This is a genomic window from Streptomyces camponoticapitis (assembly GCF_014646115.1).
Classification (GTDB): domain Bacteria; phylum Actinomycetota; class Actinomycetes; order Streptomycetales; family Streptomycetaceae; genus Streptomyces; species Streptomyces camponoticapitis.
Map to the genome: position 1 here is coordinate 130,706 of NZ_BMMV01000002.1, position 19,243 is coordinate 149,948.

Sequence of the window (19,243 nt, forward strand, 5' to 3'; positions counted from 1 at the left end):
TCACTTCTCGAACACCCCCTAGGACGCGCGGTGCGCGGGCTGCAGCCCCGCGTACACCCCGCCCCGTGTCATCAGGGACTCGTGCGTGCCGACCTCGGCGATCCGGCCGTGCTCCATCACCACGATGCTGTCCGCGCCCCGGATCGTGGACAGCCGGTGGGCGACGACGAAGACGGTACGGCCGTCGACCAGCCGTGCCAAAGCCTCCTGCACCAGCGCCTCCGAGCGGGTGTCGAGGGCGGACGTCGCCTCGTCCAGGACGAGCACCCGCGGGTCGCGTATCAGCGCGCGGGCGATCGCGAGCCGCTGCTTCTGCCCACCGGACAGGCGCGCGCCGCGCTGTCCGACGACGGTGTCGAGGCCGTCCGGCAGCCGGTCGACGAATTCGATGGCGTTCGCGTCTTGGAGCGCCCGCCGCACGGTCGTCTCGTCCATGCCGTCGAGACCGTAGGTGACGTTCTCCCGGATCGTTCCCTCGAACAGGATCGACTCCTGAGGCACGACCGACAGGAACCGGCGGTAGCTGCGCAGATCGAGGCAGGCCATGTCCGCGCCGTCCAGCAGGATGCGGCCGGAGGTGGGACGGATGAAGCCGATGAGGAGGTTGAGTACGGTCGACTTGCCCGCGCCGGACGCGCCGACCAGGGCGACGGTCTGACCGGGCCGGGCGGAGAGGGTGAAGCCCGCCACGGCGGTGTCGGGCGAACCGTCGTACTGGAAACCGACGTCCTCGAAGTCGATCCGTCCGGCCACCGACCCGACCCGCTCCTTGCCCGCGTTGCTCTCCAGGTCGGGAGCCTGGAGCACCTCGCCGGCCGACCGCACGGACTCAAGTCCCTTGCTGATGACGGGCGCCAGCCCGAGCAGGGTCACCATCGAACTGGTCAGGATGGTGAAGAAGGCGCTCAGCATGACGACGTCGCCCGCCGTGATGGGCAGCAGACCGTGGTACGCGACGAGCGCGGAGCCCGCGAGACAGGCGACGCCAAGGGAGTTGAGCAGGATCCACGCGAGCGCGCCGAAGCGCCCGTTGAGCAGATCGAGCCGCACCCCGGCCGCGAGCACCTGGCGCAGCGAGCCGTCGATACGGACCATGGCCGCGCCTTCGAGGCCGTGGGCGCGGGTGATCGGGATCAGCGACGTCATCTCGCTGACGCGCGACGACATGCGCTCCACCTCGTGGCGGAACGCCGCGTTGTGGCTGTGGAGGCGCCCGCGCAGCCGCACGATCAGGAAACCGGCGGCCGGGACGACGAGCAGGAAGACGGGGAGGAACGACGGTACGCGCACACCGATCACGACGAGACCGCCGACGAGCGTGATGACGGCGGCCAGCCCCATGTCCGAGGACTGCTGCACCATCTGCTCCACCGTCTCCACGTCCCTGACCACCTTGGCCTGGAGGACGCCGGCGCTCACCCGCGAGTGGTAGCCGATCGAGAGCTGCTGCATACGTCGGCAGAGCGCGTCGCGCAGCGCCATGCCCACCCGCCGTACGCTCCCGGCCAGACAGCGCACATAGAGCAGATGCAGGGGGAAGTTGAGCAGCAGGACCACGAGCAGCACGCCCGCGTTGATCCAGATGTCGGAGACCGGACCGTGCCGCACGACGGTGTCGATGATGTTGGCGGTGATGAGGGGAAGCAGCCAGATCGGGCTGTGCTTGCCGATGAACGCGAGGACGGCGAGCGCCAGACGAGGGCGGTCGGGACGGAAGAGATAGCCGAGGGTCCGAACGGGATGTTCACCCCGGTAGCGGTGGTCGAGCGCCGCGGATGACGGGATGGAGGAGACCGGTCGCTGCATGGGCCAAGCAAATCCCGCCCCCCGCGGGCGTGCAACCCCCTTCTTACCTGCGGGTTTACGGTCGCCGGGCCGATGTACCGAGGCCGAGTGGCCGGCCCGGGTGCCCGGTCCGGGCGACCGGCCGCGTAGCGGACGTCTCAGCCGGCGAACGGCGTGTCCGGGACACCCTGCCCCGCGTCCGGCAGGACGAGCAGCGAGCCGGTGAGGGGGTGCGGGCCGACGACTCCGACGCGGGCGGTGGTGATGTAGAGGTCGCGCAGCCCGGGGCCGCCGAAGGCGCAGGACGTGGGGCGGAGTACGGGCAGTTCGACCGTGCGGTCCAGCTCGCCGTCCGGCGTGTAGCGGCGGATCGCCGCGCCGTCCCACAGCGCCACCCAGACGCACCCGTCCGCGTCGACGGTCAGTCCGTCCGGGTACCCGGTGCCGGGTTCGATCGTCGCCAACGGGCCCTGGTCGACGAGCGGTTCGCCGGGGGAGTGCCTGTCGGCGCGGAACCGGTCGATACGGCCGGTGGGGGTGTCGATGTAGTACATCGTGCGCCCGTCCGGACTCCACCCGGTTCCGTTGCCGACGGTGACGGCGCGCGTGTCGGTCACGGCCGCCGACCCGCCCGAGGGATCGCGTACCACCCGGATCAGTGTCCCGCCGCCCGGCGCCTCGTCGTACCTCATGCTGCCCGCCCACAGCGCGCCGTCGGGCGCGACGGCCGCGTCGTTGCCCCGCCGGCCGGGCACCGGGTCGTGCACCAGCCACGAGAAGTCGCCACCGGGGCCGTACAGACCGATGCCGTCCCGGAGGTTGACCACCAGCCCGCCTCCGGCCCGGGGGAGCGCCGCGCCGACGTGCTGCTCGGTGGCCATGACCGTACGGCGGCCGTCGGCCGGGTCGAAGGTGTGAATCCGTGCGGAGAGGATGTCCACCCAGACCATCCGGCCGGTCGCCGGATCCCACGTGGGCCCCTCACCCAGCTTCGCCCGCTCCCGTACGGCGACCTCGATCCGCCGCCCGGTCCGGGTACTCGCCGCCGTCGGGCTCATCGCTCCCCGCCTTTCGCCGAAAGACTCTGCCAGGTTCCGGTGGGCGGACGCTGCCCCTGACCACTCCTGCTCCAGTCGCAGACCCCGCTCGGGAACGCCGCACGCAGCTCCCGGAGTTCACCGCCGGTGAACGTCACCGCGTAGTCGGCCGGGTCCACCGCCTTGCGGTGACACGCGATCACATCGTCCGCGAGCGGGGCCCCGGCGACAAGCCTCGGCGTCGGGAACGCCGGGTAGAGCGCGCCGCACTCGCCCGCGTTGTCGTAGCCGAGGCGCTGCTCGATCTTCCGGGGTTCCGCGTCCCTGGTCCAGCACGCGTCGGTCAGCTCCGCCGGCTTGTGCGCGACGACGTCCCGGTGTGTCCACGCCGTCCGCGGGCCGTCCGCCGTCAGCGACGTCAGCCAGCCGTCCATCGCGGTGAGGGCGTGACGCAGCGCGGGGCTCTTGAGACTGAACCCGTGGCGGTTGTCCTCCGCGAGCATCACCTGGTTGTCCGCGTCGCCGTTCGCGGCGACCAGCCGGGCGCGGGTGGAGAACCCGTGCACCGCCATGTGGATGTCGCCCCCGGGCAGATCGTCGGTGTAGGAGCGGTGGTCGATGACCGGTGTGGTGGCCAGACCGGCGCCGCCCCACAGGATGCGGCCCGTGCCGTACGCCGCGTCCGTCGCCGTCGCGTCGGCCGCCGTCCGCCCCTCGGTGAACTCGGCGTCCCGGTCGATGCCTCCGACACGGGAGTTGAGGTCGATGAACTGCCGCTTGTCGATGACGCCTTCGTTGAGCGCGTCGAGCCCGTACTGCACGCCGGCGTTGTCCAGCGGGCGCAGCGCGGCGCCGGTGCCCGGGTCGGTCCCGTACACGTTCACGGTGTGGTCGAAGACCGTTCCCCGCGCCCCGTCGGGATTGGTGCGCGCGTCGTAGCGCTGATCCGCCGGCAGCGCGGCGGGGAACTCCGCGTCGGGGTCGAGGCGCTTCGCGCCGTCGCTCAGATTCGGGATGCCGGCCCGCTCACGGAACCCGGCGATCGCGGTCTGCTGCTCGGAGCTGAACTCGCCGGGCGCCGACCGGGCGAAGTAGTGGTCGAGCAGCCGGGAGTCCAGCAGCGTCGTGTTGGTCGCCGACGTCACGTCGGGGAAGCTGCATCCGACGATGATGCCGTCGAGCAGACCGGGGTAGTTGTCGGCGGTCTGATAGCTCTGGTACGAGCCGCCGGAGCACCCCCAGCCGATGGTGAAACGGGGGACGCCGTACCGCTCCACGAAATGCTCCTTGACCATCATCGTGGTCTCTGAGGCCAGCAGGTCGTTGCAGTTGTTGCCGAAGACGTTGAGGGACGAGGAGGCCACGGCGTAGCCGCGGCCCAGCATCTCGGTGTCCAGTACGCCGCCGGTGTCCGCGCCCTGGGTGTACCAGCCGCCCCGGCAGCCACCGCCGAACGTGTACATCAGCCGCCCGTTCCACCCCTGCGAGGGGTGCGCCCGGGTCGGCTCCGGCGCGGCGGGGTCGGCCAGCATGGATATCTGGTACACGCCCCGGTTGAGCGTGCCCGTCTCGACACGGATGAGGAACGGGACGCGCGCGCCGGTGCTCGTGGTGGTCGTCGCCAGGTCCGCCGGGCGGCTCGCCGGATCGGCCAGGGGTTTCACGGTCCCGTCGGTGGACCGGTACGCGTGGTCCACCCGGGTGGTGATCGAACAGTCCTCGTCCAGCGGCGGTCCCAGGGTGGAGCCGTCGACCAGCTTGAACGACTCCGTACCGCACAAAAAGGGGCTCTCGTGCGGACCGCTGATGACGGGGCCGGTCGAGGGATGGTCGCGCACCTGGAGTGTGGCCCGCGCGCCGGGGCGGCCGGGAACGGTCGCGACGAGCCGGTTGGAGCCCTCGCGCAGGGACGTCACCAGACCGGTCAGGGCCCCGGGCGCGGAACCCGCGTCCGTGAAGGCGTCCGTGACGTCCGTGCCGTCGCGGGTGATCCGTACGTCGTCGGGGTCGAGGCTCCGCGGGACCCCCACCCGCACCAGTACGTCACCGCCGGTGACCACGGAGGGTCTGGTCGACAGCGTGCCGATGGTGAGCCGCTCGCCGCCGGGCCGCTCGCCACCGGCGGGCCGTTCGGCGGCGGCGCTGGGCAGACAGGTCAGCAGCAGCGCGCCCGCGGCGATCGAAATGGCGAGAACGGGCCGACGGGACACGGTGAACCCCCATAATCTGTGGACCGGCCGTATCGGTCGGTGAATTCGTGTCACCTACATCACTCGCGAACCCGCAGAATGGTTCATCCGACCTGGTGCGGGGTCAAGACCGCCTGCCTGCCCGCGTGGCTCGCCCACCATCTGAGAGAGGTGTAGAAAGGGTTCATGGCCGGACGCGACGGCCGCCGGCGCTCCGTTCTGAAGATGAGGACAGTCGCAGGCCAGGTCTTTCTCCTTCAGGTGGCGATCGTCGTTCTGCTCGTCGCCGCCGCCTCCGCCGCGCTTGTGCTCCAGGGACGTACCGACAGCGAGCGCGAGGCCCGCAACCGCTCGGTGGCCGTGGCCGCGACCTTCGCGAACTCTCCGGGCATCCAGGCCGCGCTGAAGAACCCCAATCCCGCCGAGGTCCTGCGCAGACCCGCCGAGTTGGCCAGGGAACGCTCGGGCGTGGACTTCATCGTCGTCCTCAACACCAAGGGAATCCGCTACACCCACCCGATTCCCAACAGGGTCGGCAAGAAGTTCGTCGGCAATCTGCAGCCGGCCCTGCGAGGGCATGTCACCACCGAGCAGATCACCGGCACCATCGGTCCCCTGGTGCAGGCAATCGTCCCCGTCACCGACGCGCGCGGCAAGGTGATCGGGCTCGTCTCGGCGGGCATCACCATCAAACGCGTGAGCGCGGTGGTGGAGGACGAGTTCCCGCTGCTGTTCGGCGCCGCGGGCGGTGTGCTCCTCCTGACCATGGGCGGCACGGCCCTGGTGAGCCGACGGCTGCGCCGCCAGACACACGGGCTCGGACCCTCCGAGATGACCCGTATGTACGAGCATCACGACGCGGTCCTGCACGCCGTGCGCGAAGGAGTGATCATCGTCGGCGGGGACGGCAAGCTGTTGCTGGCCAACGACGAGGCCCGCAGACTGCTCGACCTGCCCGCGGACGTGGAAGGCCGCGCGATCACCGAACTCGGTCTCGACCCGGACACGGGGACGCTGCTGGGCTCCGGCCGGACGGCGACCGACGAGGTCCATCCCGTCGGCCAGCGGCTGCTCGCCATCAGCCAGCGCCCGACGGACCAGGACGGCGGCCCGCCCGGCAGCGTGACCACCCTGCGCGACACCACCGAGCTCCAGGCGCTCACCGGAAAGGCCGACGTGGCCCGGGGACGGCTGCGGCTGCTGTACGACGCCGGTACCGAGATCGGTACGACCCTGGACGTGGTCCGCACCTGCGAGGAACTGACCGACTTCGCGGCCGCCAACTTCGCCGACTTCGCGTCCGTCGACCTGGCCGAAGCCGTCCTGCGCGGCGAGGAGCCGACCACCGTCGTGCTGGACATGCGCCGCACGGCCTTCAGCGGCCCGGACGACGAAACCTCGCTCTACCCGCTCGGCGAGCTGATCCACTTCGACCCCGCCGCCCCGATCAGCGACGCCATCATGAACGGCGAGCCCATCCTGGTCCCGGATCTCGCCGCGTTCTCGGGCTGGCACAAACAGCACCCCGAACGCGCCAGGAAGCTCGTGGACGAAGAGGGCATCCACTCGATGATCACCGTCCCCGTGCAGGCGCGGGGCGTCATTCTCGGCGTGGCCACCTTCTGGCGCGCCGGGGGCGCGGAGGCCTTCGAGGGCGAAGACCTCTCGGTCGCCGAGGAACTGGTCGCCAGGGCGGCCGTCAGCGTCGACAACGCCCGCCGGTACACCCGAGAGCACACCATGGCCGTCACGCTCCAGCGCAGCCTGCTGCCGCGCGGCCTTCCCGCCCTGAGCGCCATCGATGTCGCGTACCGCTATCTGCCCGCCCAGGCCGGACTCGGCGGGCTCGGCGGCGTCGGCGGCGACTGGTTCGACATCATCCCCCTGCCCGGCGCCCGGGTGGCGCTCGTCGTCGGCGACGTCGTCGGCCACGGTCTGCACGCCGCCGCCACCATGGGCCGGCTGCGCACCGCCGTCCACAACTTCTCCACCCTGGACCTGCCGCCCGACGAACTCCTCTGGCACCTGGACGAGTTGGTCACCCGCATCGACCAGGACGAGGCCGTCGACGAGGCCGACGCCGAAGTCACCGGCGTCACCTGCCTGTACGCGATCTACGATCCGGTGTCCGGGAACTGCTCCATGGCACGGGCGGGCCACCTCCAGCCCGTCGTCATACACGAGGACGGCACGGCGGTGTTCGCCGACGTGCCCGGCGGCCCGCCCCTCGGGCTCGGCGGACTGCCCTTCGAGACGCTTGAGCTCCACCTGCCGGAGAACAGCCGGCTGGTGATGTACACCGACGGTCTCGTCGAGGACCGGCAGCGCGACATCGACGAGGGCCTGACGCTGCTGCGCAGCACGCTCGCCGCCCAGGCGAACCGGACCCCCGAGCAGGCGTGCGACGCGGTCCTCCAGGCCCTGCTGCCCGAGACCCCGCGCGACGACATCGCCCTGCTGGTCGCCCGTACACGCGTACTGGACAGCGAGCACGTCGCCGACTGGGAGATTCCCGCCGACCCCGCCGCCGTGGGCAGACTGCGGGCCGACGTCACGCGCAGACTGACGGAGTGGGGCCTGGTCGAAGAGGCGTTCACCACCGAGCTGATCCTCAGCGAACTCGTCACCAACGCGATCCGCTACGCGTCCGGGCCCATCCGGGTACGGCTGATCCGCGACCGCAGCCTGATCTGCGAGGTGTCCGACCACAGCAGCACCTCGCCCCACCTGCGCCAGGCGGCCGGCACCGACGAGGGGGGCCGCGGACTCTTCCTCGTCGCCCAGTTCGCGGAGCGCTGGGGCACGCGCTACAGCGCTGAGGGCAAGGTCATCTGGACGGAGCAGCCGATCCTCAATACCTGAGGCCGGCGGGACGGCCCGCCCGTCTGTCAACTCGGACTGGGCCGTACGGGAGCCGACGAGCGAGGTCCGTGCGGACGCCATAGGCTTGCCAATAGTGCGAATCAGGCACGTCAGTGTGAACTCCAACAGACGTGGTATCGCCCGGCATACGTGTGCGAAGCACCGACCGCAAACGACTGCCCGCGTGTTCCACGCGCATCTCAGGTCGGCGTTCTCCCGCCGGCACCGCTCAATCCGGTCGCGCATCCGGCCGGGAAGAGAAAGGGACTGGGTTATGGGGCTGCTGTCGGCCGTACTGATCTCCCTGGTGTTTCCGGCTGTGATGCTGCTGATCACGGTGGGGCTCGGACGCATGGAGGAATTCCTGTTGCCGCATCTGCGCGCGCCACTGCCGGCCGAGGGCGAAGCGACGGACACCCCCTCGGAGGAGTCCCGGGACTCACCGCCCCCTGTGTCGGACACGAAGGCCGACCCTCTCGGTAAAGGTCTCCGCTCCGGCGAGATCCGTGCCGAGGAGATCCGTGCCGAGGAGATCGGGGCGGAGGAGATCCGCCTCGCCAAGGCACGCGCGGAAGCCGTACGGCGCTCCGCCCGGCGCCGTGCCTACGGAACCCCGCGCCCCGTGGGCCGCAACAACACCGGCCCGCCCCGCGGGGCCCGGACGACCCCCCTGAGGTTCCGATGAAACAGCGCACCGTCGTAGACGCACTGCTCCACTCCCACGGCGGCACCTACGCCGCGGACGCCGGCATCAGACTGCGTGACACCCCCCAGCCCCTGTACCAACTGCTCGTCCTGGCCCTCCTGTTGAGCGCCCCCATCCGGGCCGGCACCGCTGTCGCCACGCTGCGCGCCCTGCGCGACGCGGGCCTGCGCAATCCGCGCCGGATGCTCGACGCGACCTGGCAGCAGCGCGTGGACGCCCTCGGACGGGGCGGTTACCGCCGCTACGACGAGAGCACATCGACCCGGCTCGCCGACGGCGCGGAGCTGCTGATCCGGCGATGGCACGGCGACCTGCGCCGCATGCGCGCCGAGGCCGACGGAGATGTGCCGGTCCTGCGCCATCTCCTCCAGGACATGCCGGGCATCGGACCCGTCGGGGCGGACATCTTCCTGCGTGAGGTCCAGGCCGTCTGGCCCGAGGTGGTGCCCTACTTCGACATCAGGGCGCTGCACGGCGCCGAACGTCTCGGACTCGGCAACGACGCGACCAGGCTCGCCCGGCTGGCCGGGGACGAGGGCCCCGCCACCCTCGCGGCCGCGCTGGTACGCGCGTCCCTGGACGATGACATCGTCGAGGACTCCCTGCGGGAGGCCCGACAGGAGGCGAGATCCGCCGCCTGAGGGCTGTCCCGTGATCCCCGGTGGATCACCGGGCGTATTCCGGCGATCCACCAGCCTGCGAGGCGCCGCAGCTGTCGTCGTGCGCCCGCCGGGGATGACGGGACGGCCCTTGGCGACGGGCCCCGCGGACGGTCAGTACTCGCTGTCGATACCCGTGACGAACGCCGGTCCCAGCGGAGCCTCGTCCGCCGAGAAGCCGGCCTCGCTCAGCGCCGCGCCCGCCACCTTCTTCGCCTCGGCCTCGGCGCCCCGCCTGTTGTCCGCCTCGATCTCCAGCCGGACGCTGAACGTGCCGCCCTCGTTGACCGTCAGCATGTCCAGCTCCTCGGCCTCACCCAGAGCCGTGTGCTGTGGATCGGCCGGCCGCAGCGCACGCAGCAGCGCCGCGCGGGAGTCGGCGTCGAGCGTGCGCAGGAAGGTGCCCGGGACGGTAATGACGTACGCGGTCATGCGAACTCCTGGCGTTGACGGCCCCCGCGGTACGGGGTGGGCTGCTGCGCCCCACCCATGTGACCTGCCCCGTTTTCCGCCTCGATCACCTACCGGATCCGGATCACCGTCCGGATTTCCTCCCGCCCGATCCCCGGCGACAAGCCATTTCCGCTTCCATTTTCCGGGAATCGGATTCCGGTGCGTACTTATGCTCCGAACATCTGCCCAGGCAGGCGGGGGAGGTTTCGCTTCCGGGCGGGCGTTCGGTGTGGGATGCTGGAGACTCCGTATCCCCCTTCTCCCTGCCGAGGCACTATGCGCTGCGTCATCGCCCGTTTTCCCTTCGATCTGGTCAAGAGCGAGGTGCAGCTGGCGATGAAGGGCATCAAGCCCGAGCCGGTCGAGGGCGAGTCCGTCATCATCGGCCGCCGTACGTATCCGGTGAAGCAGGTGGGTGAGGTGATCACCCGCCAGGACCGGCGTGACTTCTCCTCCTCCGAGGTGACCCGCGCGCTCACCCGTCTCGGCTTCACCTGCCGCAGCACCGCCCCCGTCCCCGCCCCGGTGGAGGAGTCCACCCCGATGGAGACGGCGTCGGCGATGCTCGGCAGCCCCGCGCAGAACTGACCGGAGCACCCGCACGGCATACGGAGAGGGCCCCGTCACCGACCGGTGACGGGGCCCTCTCCCTGTCCGGACCTCTTGGGCCCGGGTGAACCTACGCGGACCAGCTGCGCGACGACTGGCGCCCCGCGCCCGACCGGCCACCGGACGCGCCGGCCCCCGACGACCTGCGGCCCTGGGCCGGACGGCTGCGGCCACGGCTCCCCGAACCGCTCTTGGCACGCTCCGACACGGGCGTGGAGATGACCACGGGAACACCCGAGGGCGCCTGCGCCCCGGTGATCCGCGTCAGCTCGGCCTCGCCCGAGTGCACCTGGGCGACCTGCGGGACGATGCCCGCGTCGGCCATCAGCCGGGTCATCTCGCGACGCTGGTTGGGCAGCACGAGTGTGACGACGCTGCCGGACTCCCCGGCGCGCGCGGTACGCCCGCCACGGTGCAGATAGTCCTTGTGGTCGCTCGGCGGGTCGACGTTCACGACGAGGTCGAGATTGTCGATGTGAATCCCGCGCGCCGCGACGTTGGTCGCCACGAGCACCGTGACATGACCCGTCTTGAACCGGGCGAGCGTCCGGGTGCGCTGGGGCTGCGACTTGCCGCCGTGCAGCGCGGCGGCGCGTACGCCGCTGTTCAGCAGGTGCTCGGTCAGCCGGTCGACGGCGTGCTTGGTGTCCAGGAACATCAGCACCCGGCCGTCGCGCGCCGCGATCTCCGTCGTGGTCGCGTACTTGTCCGCGTTCTGCACATGCAGGACGTGGTGCTCCATGGTGGTGACGGTGCCGACGGCCGCGTCGACGGAGTGCACCACCGGGTCGTTCAGATAGCGGCGGACCAGCAGGTCGACATTGCGGTCCAGCGTCGCCGAGAACAGCATCCGCTGGCCCTCGGGCCGTACCTGGTCGAGGAGTTCGGTCACCTGCGGCATGAAGCCCATGTCGGCCATCTGGTCGGCCTCGTCGAGGACGGTGATGGCGACCCGGTCCAGCCGGCAGTCACCGCGCTCGATGAGGTCCTTGAGCCGCCCCGGGGTCGCGACGACGACCTCGGCGCCGACACGCAGCGCCCCGGCCTGACGGCCGATCGACATTCCGCCGACGACGGTGGCGAGCCGCAGCTTCAGCGAACGGGCGTACGGCGTCAGCGCGTCGGTGACCTGCTGGGCCAGTTCCCGGGTCGGTACGAGAACGAGCGCCAGCGGCTGCCTCGGCTGGGCACGCTGGCCGGCGGTCCGGACGAGGAGCGCCAGGCCGAAGGCGAGGGTCTTGCCGGAACCGGTGCGACCGCGCCCGAGCACGTCGCGTCCGGCGAGCGAGTTGGGCAGTGTCGCCCCCTGGATCGGGAACGGCTCCGTCACGCCGAGGCCGGTGAGCGTCGTCATCACCGGCGACGGCATGTCCAGCTCGGCGAAGGTCGACACCGCGGGAAGCGCGGGGGTGACGGTGACCGGCAGGGCGAACTCGCCCTGTACGGCGGCGGGACGACGGCCGTAGCCGCCACCCGACCGGCCGGATGAACCGGACCGGCCGCCGGAGCCCGATCCGGGGCGGAAGCGGCTGCCGCCACCGCCGGAGCCGCCGGAGCGGGTACGTGAGTAACGGTCATTCGTGCGAGGCGTGCGGTTCATGCTGAACCTCTCTCGATGCGGCACGTATCGAGGAACTCTTGGGCAGAATGACCGCGCAAAGAATCGCAAGAACGAGCCGGGGGAAAACAAACACAGAACAGTGCCGGGACGTGAAACGCCGTGAATCGGCACCTGATAATTGCTCGGAGTGCACCGGGCGTGAGCCTGTGAGCGACAGGTCGCTCACGTGTGGGGGCCCGGCAGTCCGGTGCGGGGCCGACATCGGTTCAGATGTGTCGGCCGGCCGTCAGGACAGCGAGGAGAAACCTGGTCCCGCGCCACACTCCAATGTGTCACGCGCACCGGGCGGGCCCCGGAGAAAAAGCAACGTAGCCGGGGCCCGCATCGCAAGGTGCGGGCCCCAGCTACGTCTAACGCCTCAACGTCAGGCGGGAACGATGTTCTCCGCCTGCGGGCCCTTCTGGCCCTGCGTGACGTCGAAGTTCACCTTCTGGCCCTCCTGCAGCTCACGGAAGCCCTGGGCGGCGATGTTCGAGTAGTGGGCGAAGACGTCAGCGCCGCCGCCGTCCTGCTCGATGAAGCCGAAACCCTTTTCCGCGTTGAACCACTTGACGGTGCCACTAGCCATTTTGATCTCCTTCAGGGCAATGCTGCCCGGGGGCTCGCACTGTGCGAACCCCACGTCGCCTGAGATGATTGCCCCGTCCGGAAAATAACCGGAAATACAAAAGCGCGCCCACCGACACATAAAGTCGGCGAGAGCACTTGAAGTCTTCGGGAACCACAACTGCAACTGATGACTACAGTAGCACGGTGCATGCGGACGAGTACGGGACGTCTTGTCGATCCTGTGCGGCGTACCAGAAAATCGCGCGGGTCGCCGGAGAATTTTTCCGGAACCACGAACGGGGAATATTTTCCGGTCCTTCACCCCGCGGCTACTCCCGCCGACGTATGCGGGGCACCGCGGGGCCGCCTAGCGTGAACGGCGTGAACCGCGAGATGACCTTCGAACGCGTGCTTCTCCGTGTCAGGGCGGTGCCGCCGCTCGCCGCCGATCTGCTGGTGGCGGCCGGCGTGGGCCTGTTCACCGCGTCCGACGCCGCCGTGAACGATCCCGATTACCGGCAGGCCGACTGGTTCACCTGGCTGCTCGTCGCCGTCTCGGTCCTCGCGCTGGTCGCCAGGCGCCGCAGACCCGTGCTGGTCGTCACGGTCACCGGTGCCGCCTGCGCCGGCTGGGCGCTGTACGGGCACATCGGGGAGCTGCTGAACCTGCCGGTGATAGTGGCGCTCTACACGGTGGCCGTCCTCGGCGACCGGCGGCGCACGGTGTGGACCGGGGCCGTGGCCGCCGTCGTCTCGGGCGCGGTGGCGCTGCGGGTGGGGCACGACGTGGCCAACCCGCAGGGGCTGCCGGTGCTGGAGCTGGTCTGGCCGCTCGTACCCCTGCTGCTCGGCGAAGCGGTCCGTACACGGCGGGAACTGCTGCACGAGTACGAGGCCAGGGCGGCCCGCGCGGAGCGGGACCGGGAGCGGGAGGCGGCGCGTCGGGTCCACGAGGAGCGGGTACGTATCGCCCGCGAACTGCACGACATCGTCGCCCACACGGTGACGGCGATGACCGTTCAGGCGGGCGTGGCCCTCGACGCGCTCGACGGGCGGCCGGAGATCTCCAGGAAGGCGATGCGCCAGGTGCGTGACTCGGGCAGGGAAGCCGTCCGCGAACTGCGCGTGACGGTCACGGTGCTGCGCGAGGGGGACGACGAGCCGACGGCCCCGGTGCCCGGGATCGACAGACTCGGAGAGCTGGTCGAGCGGTTCGACGGCGGTGAGGTCGAACTGGTGATGCGGCAGGAGGGGGAGTTCGACGGGCTGTCGCCGATGGCCGAACTCGCGGTCCACCGCATCGTGCAGGAGGCCCTGACCAACGTCGTCAGACACTCGGGCGCCCGCCGCGCCGCGGTCTCCGTCGTCCGCCGCGACGACCGGCTGATCGTGGAGATCGCGAACGACGGGGCGGCCCGGGGAGCGGGACCGGGCGAACGGCCGGACGGGCATGGCGGGTTCGGGCTGATCGGGATGCGGGAGCGCGCGGTCGCGGCAGGCGGTGGCGTCGAGTACGGACCGGTGCCCGGCGGCGGTTTCCTCGTACGCGCCTGGCTGCCCGCCGGACAGCGCCCCGAGCGGTCGGAGACGCCGTCATGACCGTGCGGGTGGTGCTGGCCGACGACCAGAGCGTCGTACGCGCGGGGTTCCGGGCACTGCTCGATCTGACCGACGACCTCGTGGTGGTCGCCGAGGCCGCGGACGGCATCAGGGCGGTGGAAGCGGTACGCACCACCCGGCCGGACGTCGTGCTCATGGACATCCGGATGCCCGGCATCGACGGCATCGAGGCCACCCGCCGTATCGCCGCGGACCGCGCCCTCGACGCGATCCGGGTCGTCATGCTCACCACGTACCAGGTCGACTCCTATGTCTTCGAGGCGCTGCGGCACGGCGCGGCCGGGTTTCTGCTCAAGGACATCGAGCCCGACGAACTGCGGGCGGCGATCCGCACCGTCGCCGCCGGACAGAGCCTGCTGGCGGCGGCGGTCACCCGCTCCGTCGTCGAGGAGTTCGCCAGACTCAAGGCGCCCGAGGCGCTCGGCGCGGAGCGGCTGGCCCCGCTCACCGACCGGGAGCGCGAGGTGGTGGCGCTGGTCGCGGCGGGCCTCTCCAACGCCGAGATCGGCGCGGCGCTGATCATGAGCCCGCTGACGGCCAAGACGCATGTCAGCCGCGCCATGACCAAACTCGGGGTACGGGACAGGGCGCAGCTCGTGGTCCTCGCGTACGAGACGGGTCTGGTGCGGGCGGGGGAGCGCTGACACCCGTACCCGCCGTCACGAGATGGTGGCCGGCGCCCGGCTACTCCCGCCGGAGTAGTCACCGACTCCGGCTGACGGATGTCGGCCGGCGGGCCGCTCCGTAGCGTCGGGAGCATGATCGAAGCAACGGAACTCACCAAGCGATACGGCGGCAGGAACGCCGTCGACAAGCTGTCGTTCACCGTGCGGCCCGGCAGGGTGACCGGCTTTCTCGGCCCGAACGGAGCGGGCAAGTCGACCACCATGCGGCTGATCCTCGGGCTCGACACTCCGACGGCCGGCCGCGTCACCGTCGGAGGCAAGCGCTACGCGGACCTCCGCGCGCCCCTGCGTACCGTCGGCTCGCTCCTGGACGCCAAAGGCGTCCACGGCGGCCGTTCCGCGCACCAGCATCTCGCCGCCCTCGCGGCGAGCAACGGCATTCCGGGACGCCGTGTCGACGACGTCCTCGACCTCGTCGGCCTGCCCGCCGACACGGCACGCACCCGGACCAAGGGCTTCTCACTGGGAATGGGACAGCGGCTCGGGATCGCCGCCGCCCTGATCGGTGACCCCGAGGTGCTCATCCTGGACGAACCCGTCAACGGCCTCGACACCGAAGGCATCCGGTGGATCCGCGGACTGATGAAGTCCCTCGCCGCGCAGGGCCGTACGGTCTTCCTCTCCAGCCATCTGATGAGCGAGATGGAACTGACCGCGGACCATCTCATCGTGATCGGCCGCGGCAGGCTCATCGCCGACACCACGATGCGCGACTTCATCCGCACCAACTCCCGGTCGCACACGCTCGTCCGCTCCCCGGAGCCCGAGAAGCTGCGGGCGCTGCTGGAGGCCAGGGGCTGGGGTGTCCGGCTGGACCCCGGCGGCGGCTGGCGGGTCGACGGGACCGATGCCACCGCCATCGGCGACCTGGCGCGCGACCACGGGCTCGCGGTCCATGAACTCACCCCGGCCCACTCCACGCTGGAGGAGGTCTACACGGCGCTCGCGGGCGACTCGGCCGAGTACCGCGCCGGCGAGGCCGCGTCCGGGAAGGAGGCGGTCCGATGACGAACGACATCATCGGCGCGCGGGCCGGATTCCGGCAGGCCCTCGCCGCCGAGTGGATCAAATTCCGCAGCGTGCGCTCCACGGTGTGGACGACGGCAGCCACCGCCGTGGTCCCGATCGCCGGGGCGGTGTTCGTCGCCGCGACCGGGAGCCTCCAGGACGACGACACGGTCATCGGCGGCAGCCTCACCCTGGCCGTCGTCGCTCAGATGCTCGCCGCCGTCGTCGGCGCGATGACCATCACCGGCGAGTACGGCAGCGGCACCATCCGTACGACAATCGCGGCCAACCCGGGCCGCGCCACGGTCGTCGCCGCCAAGGCGACACTCGTCGCCGGCCTGCTGTACGTGATCGCCCTGGTCTCCTGCTCGCTCGCCGTCCTGGCCGGGGACGCGCTCCTGCCCGCCCGGTACGCGACGGGGGAGCCGCTGCCGGCCCTCTTCGGCATCGCGGGCTCCTTCGCCGTCGCGGGTCTGCTGGGGCTGGCCGTCGGCACGCTCGTACGGCACTCGGCCGGCGCCGTCACCACCGTCATCGGCCTGCTCCTGCTGCCGTCCCTCTTCGGTCCGCTGTTCGGGGACGCGCGGCGCTGGATCGCCGGCCTGTCGCCGACCGCCGCGCTGGAGAAGCTGACGCAGACCTCGGACGCGACGGCCGAAGCGGTCGGCAGTCTCGGGCCCTGGCCGTCGCTGTGGCTGGTGGCCGGCTGTACGGCGGCGCTGCTCCTGGTGGCCGTCGGGGCGCTGCGCCGCCGCGACGTCTGAGCGGTCCGCGGGCGCGGCGGGTCAGGGTGTGTGGACGTACGGCGTGGTCGTGCTCAGCTCCTCGAAACCGAGCCGCCGCAGGATGGGGCGGCTCTGGTCCGACGCGTCGACCTGGAGATAGCGGTAGCCGCGTTCGGCGGCCAGACGCGTACGGAAGGCGACCAGGGCGCGGTAGAGACCCCGGCCGCGCCAGCCGGGGACGGTGCCGCCGCCCCAGAGACCGGCGAACTCGGTGCCGGTGGGCAACTCCATCCGCGCGGCGCTCACCGGCACGTCACCGGCCATGGCGACGGCCGCCGCGACGCTCCCCGGCGCCGCGCCGAGCTGGGCCAGCAGCCGCTCGCGGATGTGCGAACGGTCCGTACCGAAGGCCCGCTCGTGGACCTCGGCCAGCAGCTCGACGCCCGCCGCGTCGGTCACCGCGACCAGCCGCACCCCGTCGGGCACCTCGACCTCGCTCGGCAGACCGGCGGCCTCGGCGATCATCAGCGCCTCCGGCGGTTCGGGAGTGAACCCGGCGGCGGTCAGCCGGCGGGCGAGGTCGTGGGGCGTGTCATGGGAGTAGAGCTTCCACTCGAACTCCAGGCCGAGGGAGGTGAAATGACGTATCTGCTCCGCGATCGCGGCATCCGCCGACTGTTCGTCCAGATCCGACCACAGGACCCCGTTCCAGCCGCCGTCGGCTTCCGGGGCCGGTCCGGGTGCGCCGGGTCCGCCGACGCCGGCCGCCGTCTGGCGGACCACGGCGCCGACCCGTTCGACCACTGCCCCGGGGCCGTCGGCGGGGGCCTCTCTGCGCATCTGGCGGTCGAACAGGGCGCGTACGGCTTCGTTGTCCATCCGCCCACCTCAGCGGAGCGCCGCCGGCGACGCAACCGGATTTTTCGCGTCGCCGCCGGTCAGGCCGCCTTGCGGGTCTCGGTGAGACGGGCGAAGGCGACGACGTTGCCCTGATACCCGGTCTTCTCGCTGAAGGCGCCGCCGCAGGTGATCAGGCGCAGCTCGGGCGCCCCGGTCAGGCGGTAGACGCTCGCGGCCGGGAAGCCGCGCTTGGTGAAGCCCTTGACGCCGTAGACGGTGAACACGGCCGTGGTGCCGTCGGCGCGCGCCACCTCCACGCGGCTGTTCCTGGCGAGCCGGCCCAAGTCGTAGAAGACGGCGGGGCCTCGGCCGGTGTCGACATGGCCCACGATCACCGAGGTGCCCTGCTCGCCGGGTGTCACCGACCCCCGGAAGTGGCCCGCCAGATCCGGTCTGCCGGGCGGCGGCGCGTCGATCCAGCCCTCCGGGTCCAGCGACACGCGCGTCATGGGCGCGTCGACGTGTACCGAGGGGATACGGATCCGGGTCGCGGTGGAGCCCGGCAGGGGAGGCGCGGCCCTCGCGGCCGTGCCGGCCGGGCGTGGCATCGGGACGGAGTCCGCGTCCCGGTCGGCGTCGGACACGGCGGATCCCGCGCCTGCGGGCTGCGGCGGGAGGACGAGCTCCCCCTCGCTGCTGAGCCGCACCACGAAGATGCCGACCAGCAGGAGCAGTACCACCGTCGACCACCGGGAGGCCCGGAGCCTTTCCGTTTCCGTCATCACGTGTCCTCGGGCACCGCGATCGGGCCCGTGGGTACGGCCGCGCGGCGAGACGCGCCCGTACCCACGGGCGGGGACGTGGTCAGGAGCCGTTCACCGGCCGGCTGCGGACGAGACGGACCGCGCCGCCGATGGCGACCGCGATGACGGCGGCGCCGACCGCCAGCCCGGCGGTGTTCGGCCCGCCGTCGGTGCTGCCACCGATGCCGGCCTTCACGCCCTTGTGGGCGCCGTCCGCCTGGGGCTCGTGCGGCTTGTGGGGCCGGGTTTCCCGGGGTTCCGGCCGGAGTGGCTCCAGCGGCTCCAGGGGCTCCAGAGGGTCGAGGGGGTCGAGCGGCGCAGCCGAGTGGGAGGGCTTGCTCGGCTTCCCCGGCTTGTCTGGCTTGTTCGGCTTGTTGGTCGTGCCGGTCGTGGCGGACTTGATCATCAGCGGCACCGAGCGGATCACACCGCCGCAGTCGAAGGTGATCTCGTACTCGGCCTCCGCCTTCACGTCGTCGAAGACCGTGGCCGACTTCTCCTCGCCCTCGGTGAGGGTGACGGTCTCGAACACTCCCGACGACACGGTCACCGTCGACGCCTGGCATCCGCTGCTCCGGATCGTCACCTCACCGCCGGGCGCGACCGCCTCGGGGGAGACGCTGAAGTCGAACTCGGCCTCGTCGCCCGCGAACGCGGCCGACCCCGTTCCGAGAACGAGGGCCGCGGCGCCCGCGATCGCGGCCGAGGCCCTGGGGCCTGTCTTGCGCATCGGATCTCCACTTGTGAGGGGGTCCCGGGACGTCGGAGGCGCGCCACGGCGGGAATTCCGAAGGCGCCACACAGCGCTCCCGACGCTAGAAGTGATGAATTGTCAGCGCACCCCGGGGACCCGCTCCTGCCCGCCAGTCGGGTTGTCGGGACGGGCACTCGGGTTACGGCGCCGGCGCTGAGGCGGCTCTGCCGGCGAGCACCTGTGCTGGTGAGACGGCTGCGGCAGGTGTTGCGACTGTGGCGAAACGGGCGGGAGTAAACCGTCGCAGGTTCGAACGTATGAGCTGGCGAGGGCGCGTGGCGCGATTTCCGTGACGTACGGCTCCGGGATTTCGCGGAATCCGACCGGCGGGCAGGCC

The 19,243-nt window shown here is 71.3% G+C and carries 17 protein-coding genes; 8 read left to right on the forward strand and 9 right to left on the reverse strand.

Features of this window, described 5'->3' with window-relative positions; all coding sequences use genetic code 11:
* Positions 1-18: 18 nt before the first annotated feature.
* The 3 genes from IEY79_RS03280 to IEY79_RS03290 all read right to left on the reverse strand — a co-directional run bounded on the left by IEY79_RS03280 (position 19) and on the right by IEY79_RS03290 (position 5,032).
* The gene (locus IEY79_RS03280) at positions 19-1,806 is read right to left on the reverse strand and encodes an ABC transporter ATP-binding protein (protein WP_189105743.1); all 1,788 of its coding nucleotides are present in this window, start codon (positions 1,804-1,806) and stop codon (positions 19-21) included.
* A gap of 137 nt (positions 1,807-1,943) precedes the next feature.
* Positions 1,944-2,843 (reverse strand): SMP-30/gluconolactonase/LRE family protein, encoded by a 900-nt coding sequence (locus tag IEY79_RS03285; protein ID WP_189105744.1) that lies wholly within the window; start codon positions 2,841-2,843, stop codon positions 1,944-1,946.
* A complete protein-coding gene (locus IEY79_RS03290; protein ID WP_229700593.1) occupies positions 2,840-5,032 on the reverse strand; it encodes a DUF6351 family protein in 2,193 nt (730 codons plus the stop codon). Before IEY79_RS03290 ends, IEY79_RS03285 begins: the two co-directional genes overlap by 4 nt.
* Before the next feature lie 165 nt (positions 5,033-5,197).
* Between IEY79_RS03290 and IEY79_RS03295 the strand changes: the two genes are divergently transcribed.
* The 3 genes from IEY79_RS03295 to IEY79_RS03305 all read left to right on the forward strand — a co-directional run bounded on the left by IEY79_RS03295 (position 5,198) and on the right by IEY79_RS03305 (position 9,220).
* Entirely contained in the window at positions 5,198-7,873 is a 2,676-nt protein-coding gene (locus tag IEY79_RS03295; RefSeq protein ID WP_189105745.1) for a SpoIIE family protein phosphatase, read from the forward strand.
* 274 nt (positions 7,874-8,147) lie between these two features.
* Positions 8,148-8,558, forward strand: coding sequence for a hypothetical protein (locus IEY79_RS03300; protein WP_189105746.1), 411 nt, complete (start codon positions 8,148-8,150; stop codon positions 8,556-8,558).
* Positions 8,555-9,220 (forward strand): endonuclease, encoded by a 666-nt coding sequence (locus IEY79_RS03305; protein ID WP_189105747.1) that lies wholly within the window; start codon positions 8,555-8,557, stop codon positions 9,218-9,220. The genes IEY79_RS03300 and IEY79_RS03305 overlap by 4 nt, the downstream gene beginning before the upstream one ends.
* A gap of 132 nt (positions 9,221-9,352) precedes the next feature.
* On the opposite strand, the gene IEY79_RS03310 is transcribed toward IEY79_RS03305, so the two are convergent.
* Complete coding sequence (locus tag IEY79_RS03310) at positions 9,353-9,670, reverse strand: hypothetical protein (protein ID WP_189105748.1); 318 nt, start codon at positions 9,668-9,670, stop codon at positions 9,353-9,355.
* Between the two features lie 297 nt (positions 9,671-9,967).
* Here IEY79_RS03310 and IEY79_RS03315 point away from each other — a divergent pair, with 297 nt between their 5' ends.
* A complete protein-coding gene (locus tag IEY79_RS03315; RefSeq protein ID WP_189105749.1) occupies positions 9,968-10,279 on the forward strand; it encodes an SCO5918 family protein in 312 nt (103 codons plus the stop codon).
* Between the two features lie 91 nt (positions 10,280-10,370).
* Here IEY79_RS03315 and IEY79_RS03320 read toward each other — a convergent pair whose 3' ends face one another.
* Together IEY79_RS03320 and IEY79_RS03325 are read right to left on the reverse strand one after the other, a co-directional pair.
* A complete protein-coding gene (locus tag IEY79_RS03320; protein WP_189105750.1) occupies positions 10,371-11,900 on the reverse strand; it encodes a DEAD/DEAH box helicase in 1,530 nt (509 codons plus the stop codon).
* Positions 11,901-12,285: 385 nt separating this feature from the next.
* Entirely contained in the window at positions 12,286-12,489 is a 204-nt protein-coding gene (locus tag IEY79_RS03325) for a cold-shock protein (protein WP_014061102.1), read from the reverse strand.
* Positions 12,490-12,863: 374 nt separating this feature from the next.
* Here IEY79_RS03325 and IEY79_RS03330 point away from each other — a divergent pair, with 374 nt between their 5' ends.
* The 4 genes from IEY79_RS03330 to IEY79_RS03345 all read left to right on the forward strand — a co-directional run bounded on the left by IEY79_RS03330 (position 12,864) and on the right by IEY79_RS03345 (position 16,548).
* A complete protein-coding gene (locus IEY79_RS03330; protein WP_189106018.1) occupies positions 12,864-14,069 on the forward strand; it encodes a sensor histidine kinase in 1,206 nt (401 codons plus the stop codon).
* A complete protein-coding gene (locus IEY79_RS03335; RefSeq protein ID WP_189105751.1) occupies positions 14,066-14,734 on the forward strand; it encodes a response regulator in 669 nt (222 codons plus the stop codon). The genes IEY79_RS03330 and IEY79_RS03335 overlap by 4 nt, the downstream gene beginning before the upstream one ends.
* 114 nt (positions 14,735-14,848) lie before the next feature.
* On the forward strand, positions 14,849-15,784 hold the full coding sequence (locus IEY79_RS03340; RefSeq protein ID WP_189105752.1) for an ATP-binding cassette domain-containing protein: 936 nt from the start codon (positions 14,849-14,851) through the stop codon (positions 15,782-15,784).
* On the forward strand, positions 15,781-16,548 hold the full coding sequence (locus tag IEY79_RS03345; protein WP_189105753.1) for an ABC transporter permease: 768 nt from the start codon (positions 15,781-15,783) through the stop codon (positions 16,546-16,548). Before IEY79_RS03340 ends, IEY79_RS03345 begins: the two co-directional genes overlap by 4 nt.
* Before the next feature lie 21 nt (positions 16,549-16,569).
* Here IEY79_RS03345 and IEY79_RS03350 read toward each other — a convergent pair whose 3' ends face one another.
* From IEY79_RS03350 to IEY79_RS03360, 3 genes are all read right to left on the reverse strand, one after another.
* Positions 16,570-17,388, reverse strand: coding sequence for a GNAT family N-acetyltransferase (locus tag IEY79_RS03350; protein WP_189105754.1), 819 nt, complete (start codon positions 17,386-17,388; stop codon positions 16,570-16,572).
* A 59-nt stretch (positions 17,389-17,447) separates the two neighbouring features.
* Complete coding sequence (locus tag IEY79_RS03355; protein ID WP_189105755.1) at positions 17,448-18,131, reverse strand: class F sortase; 684 nt, start codon at positions 18,129-18,131, stop codon at positions 17,448-17,450.
* Between the two features lie 82 nt (positions 18,132-18,213).
* Complete coding sequence (locus IEY79_RS03360) at positions 18,214-18,882, reverse strand: hypothetical protein (RefSeq protein ID WP_189105756.1); 669 nt, start codon at positions 18,880-18,882, stop codon at positions 18,214-18,216.
* Positions 18,883-19,243 lie beyond the last annotated feature (361 nt).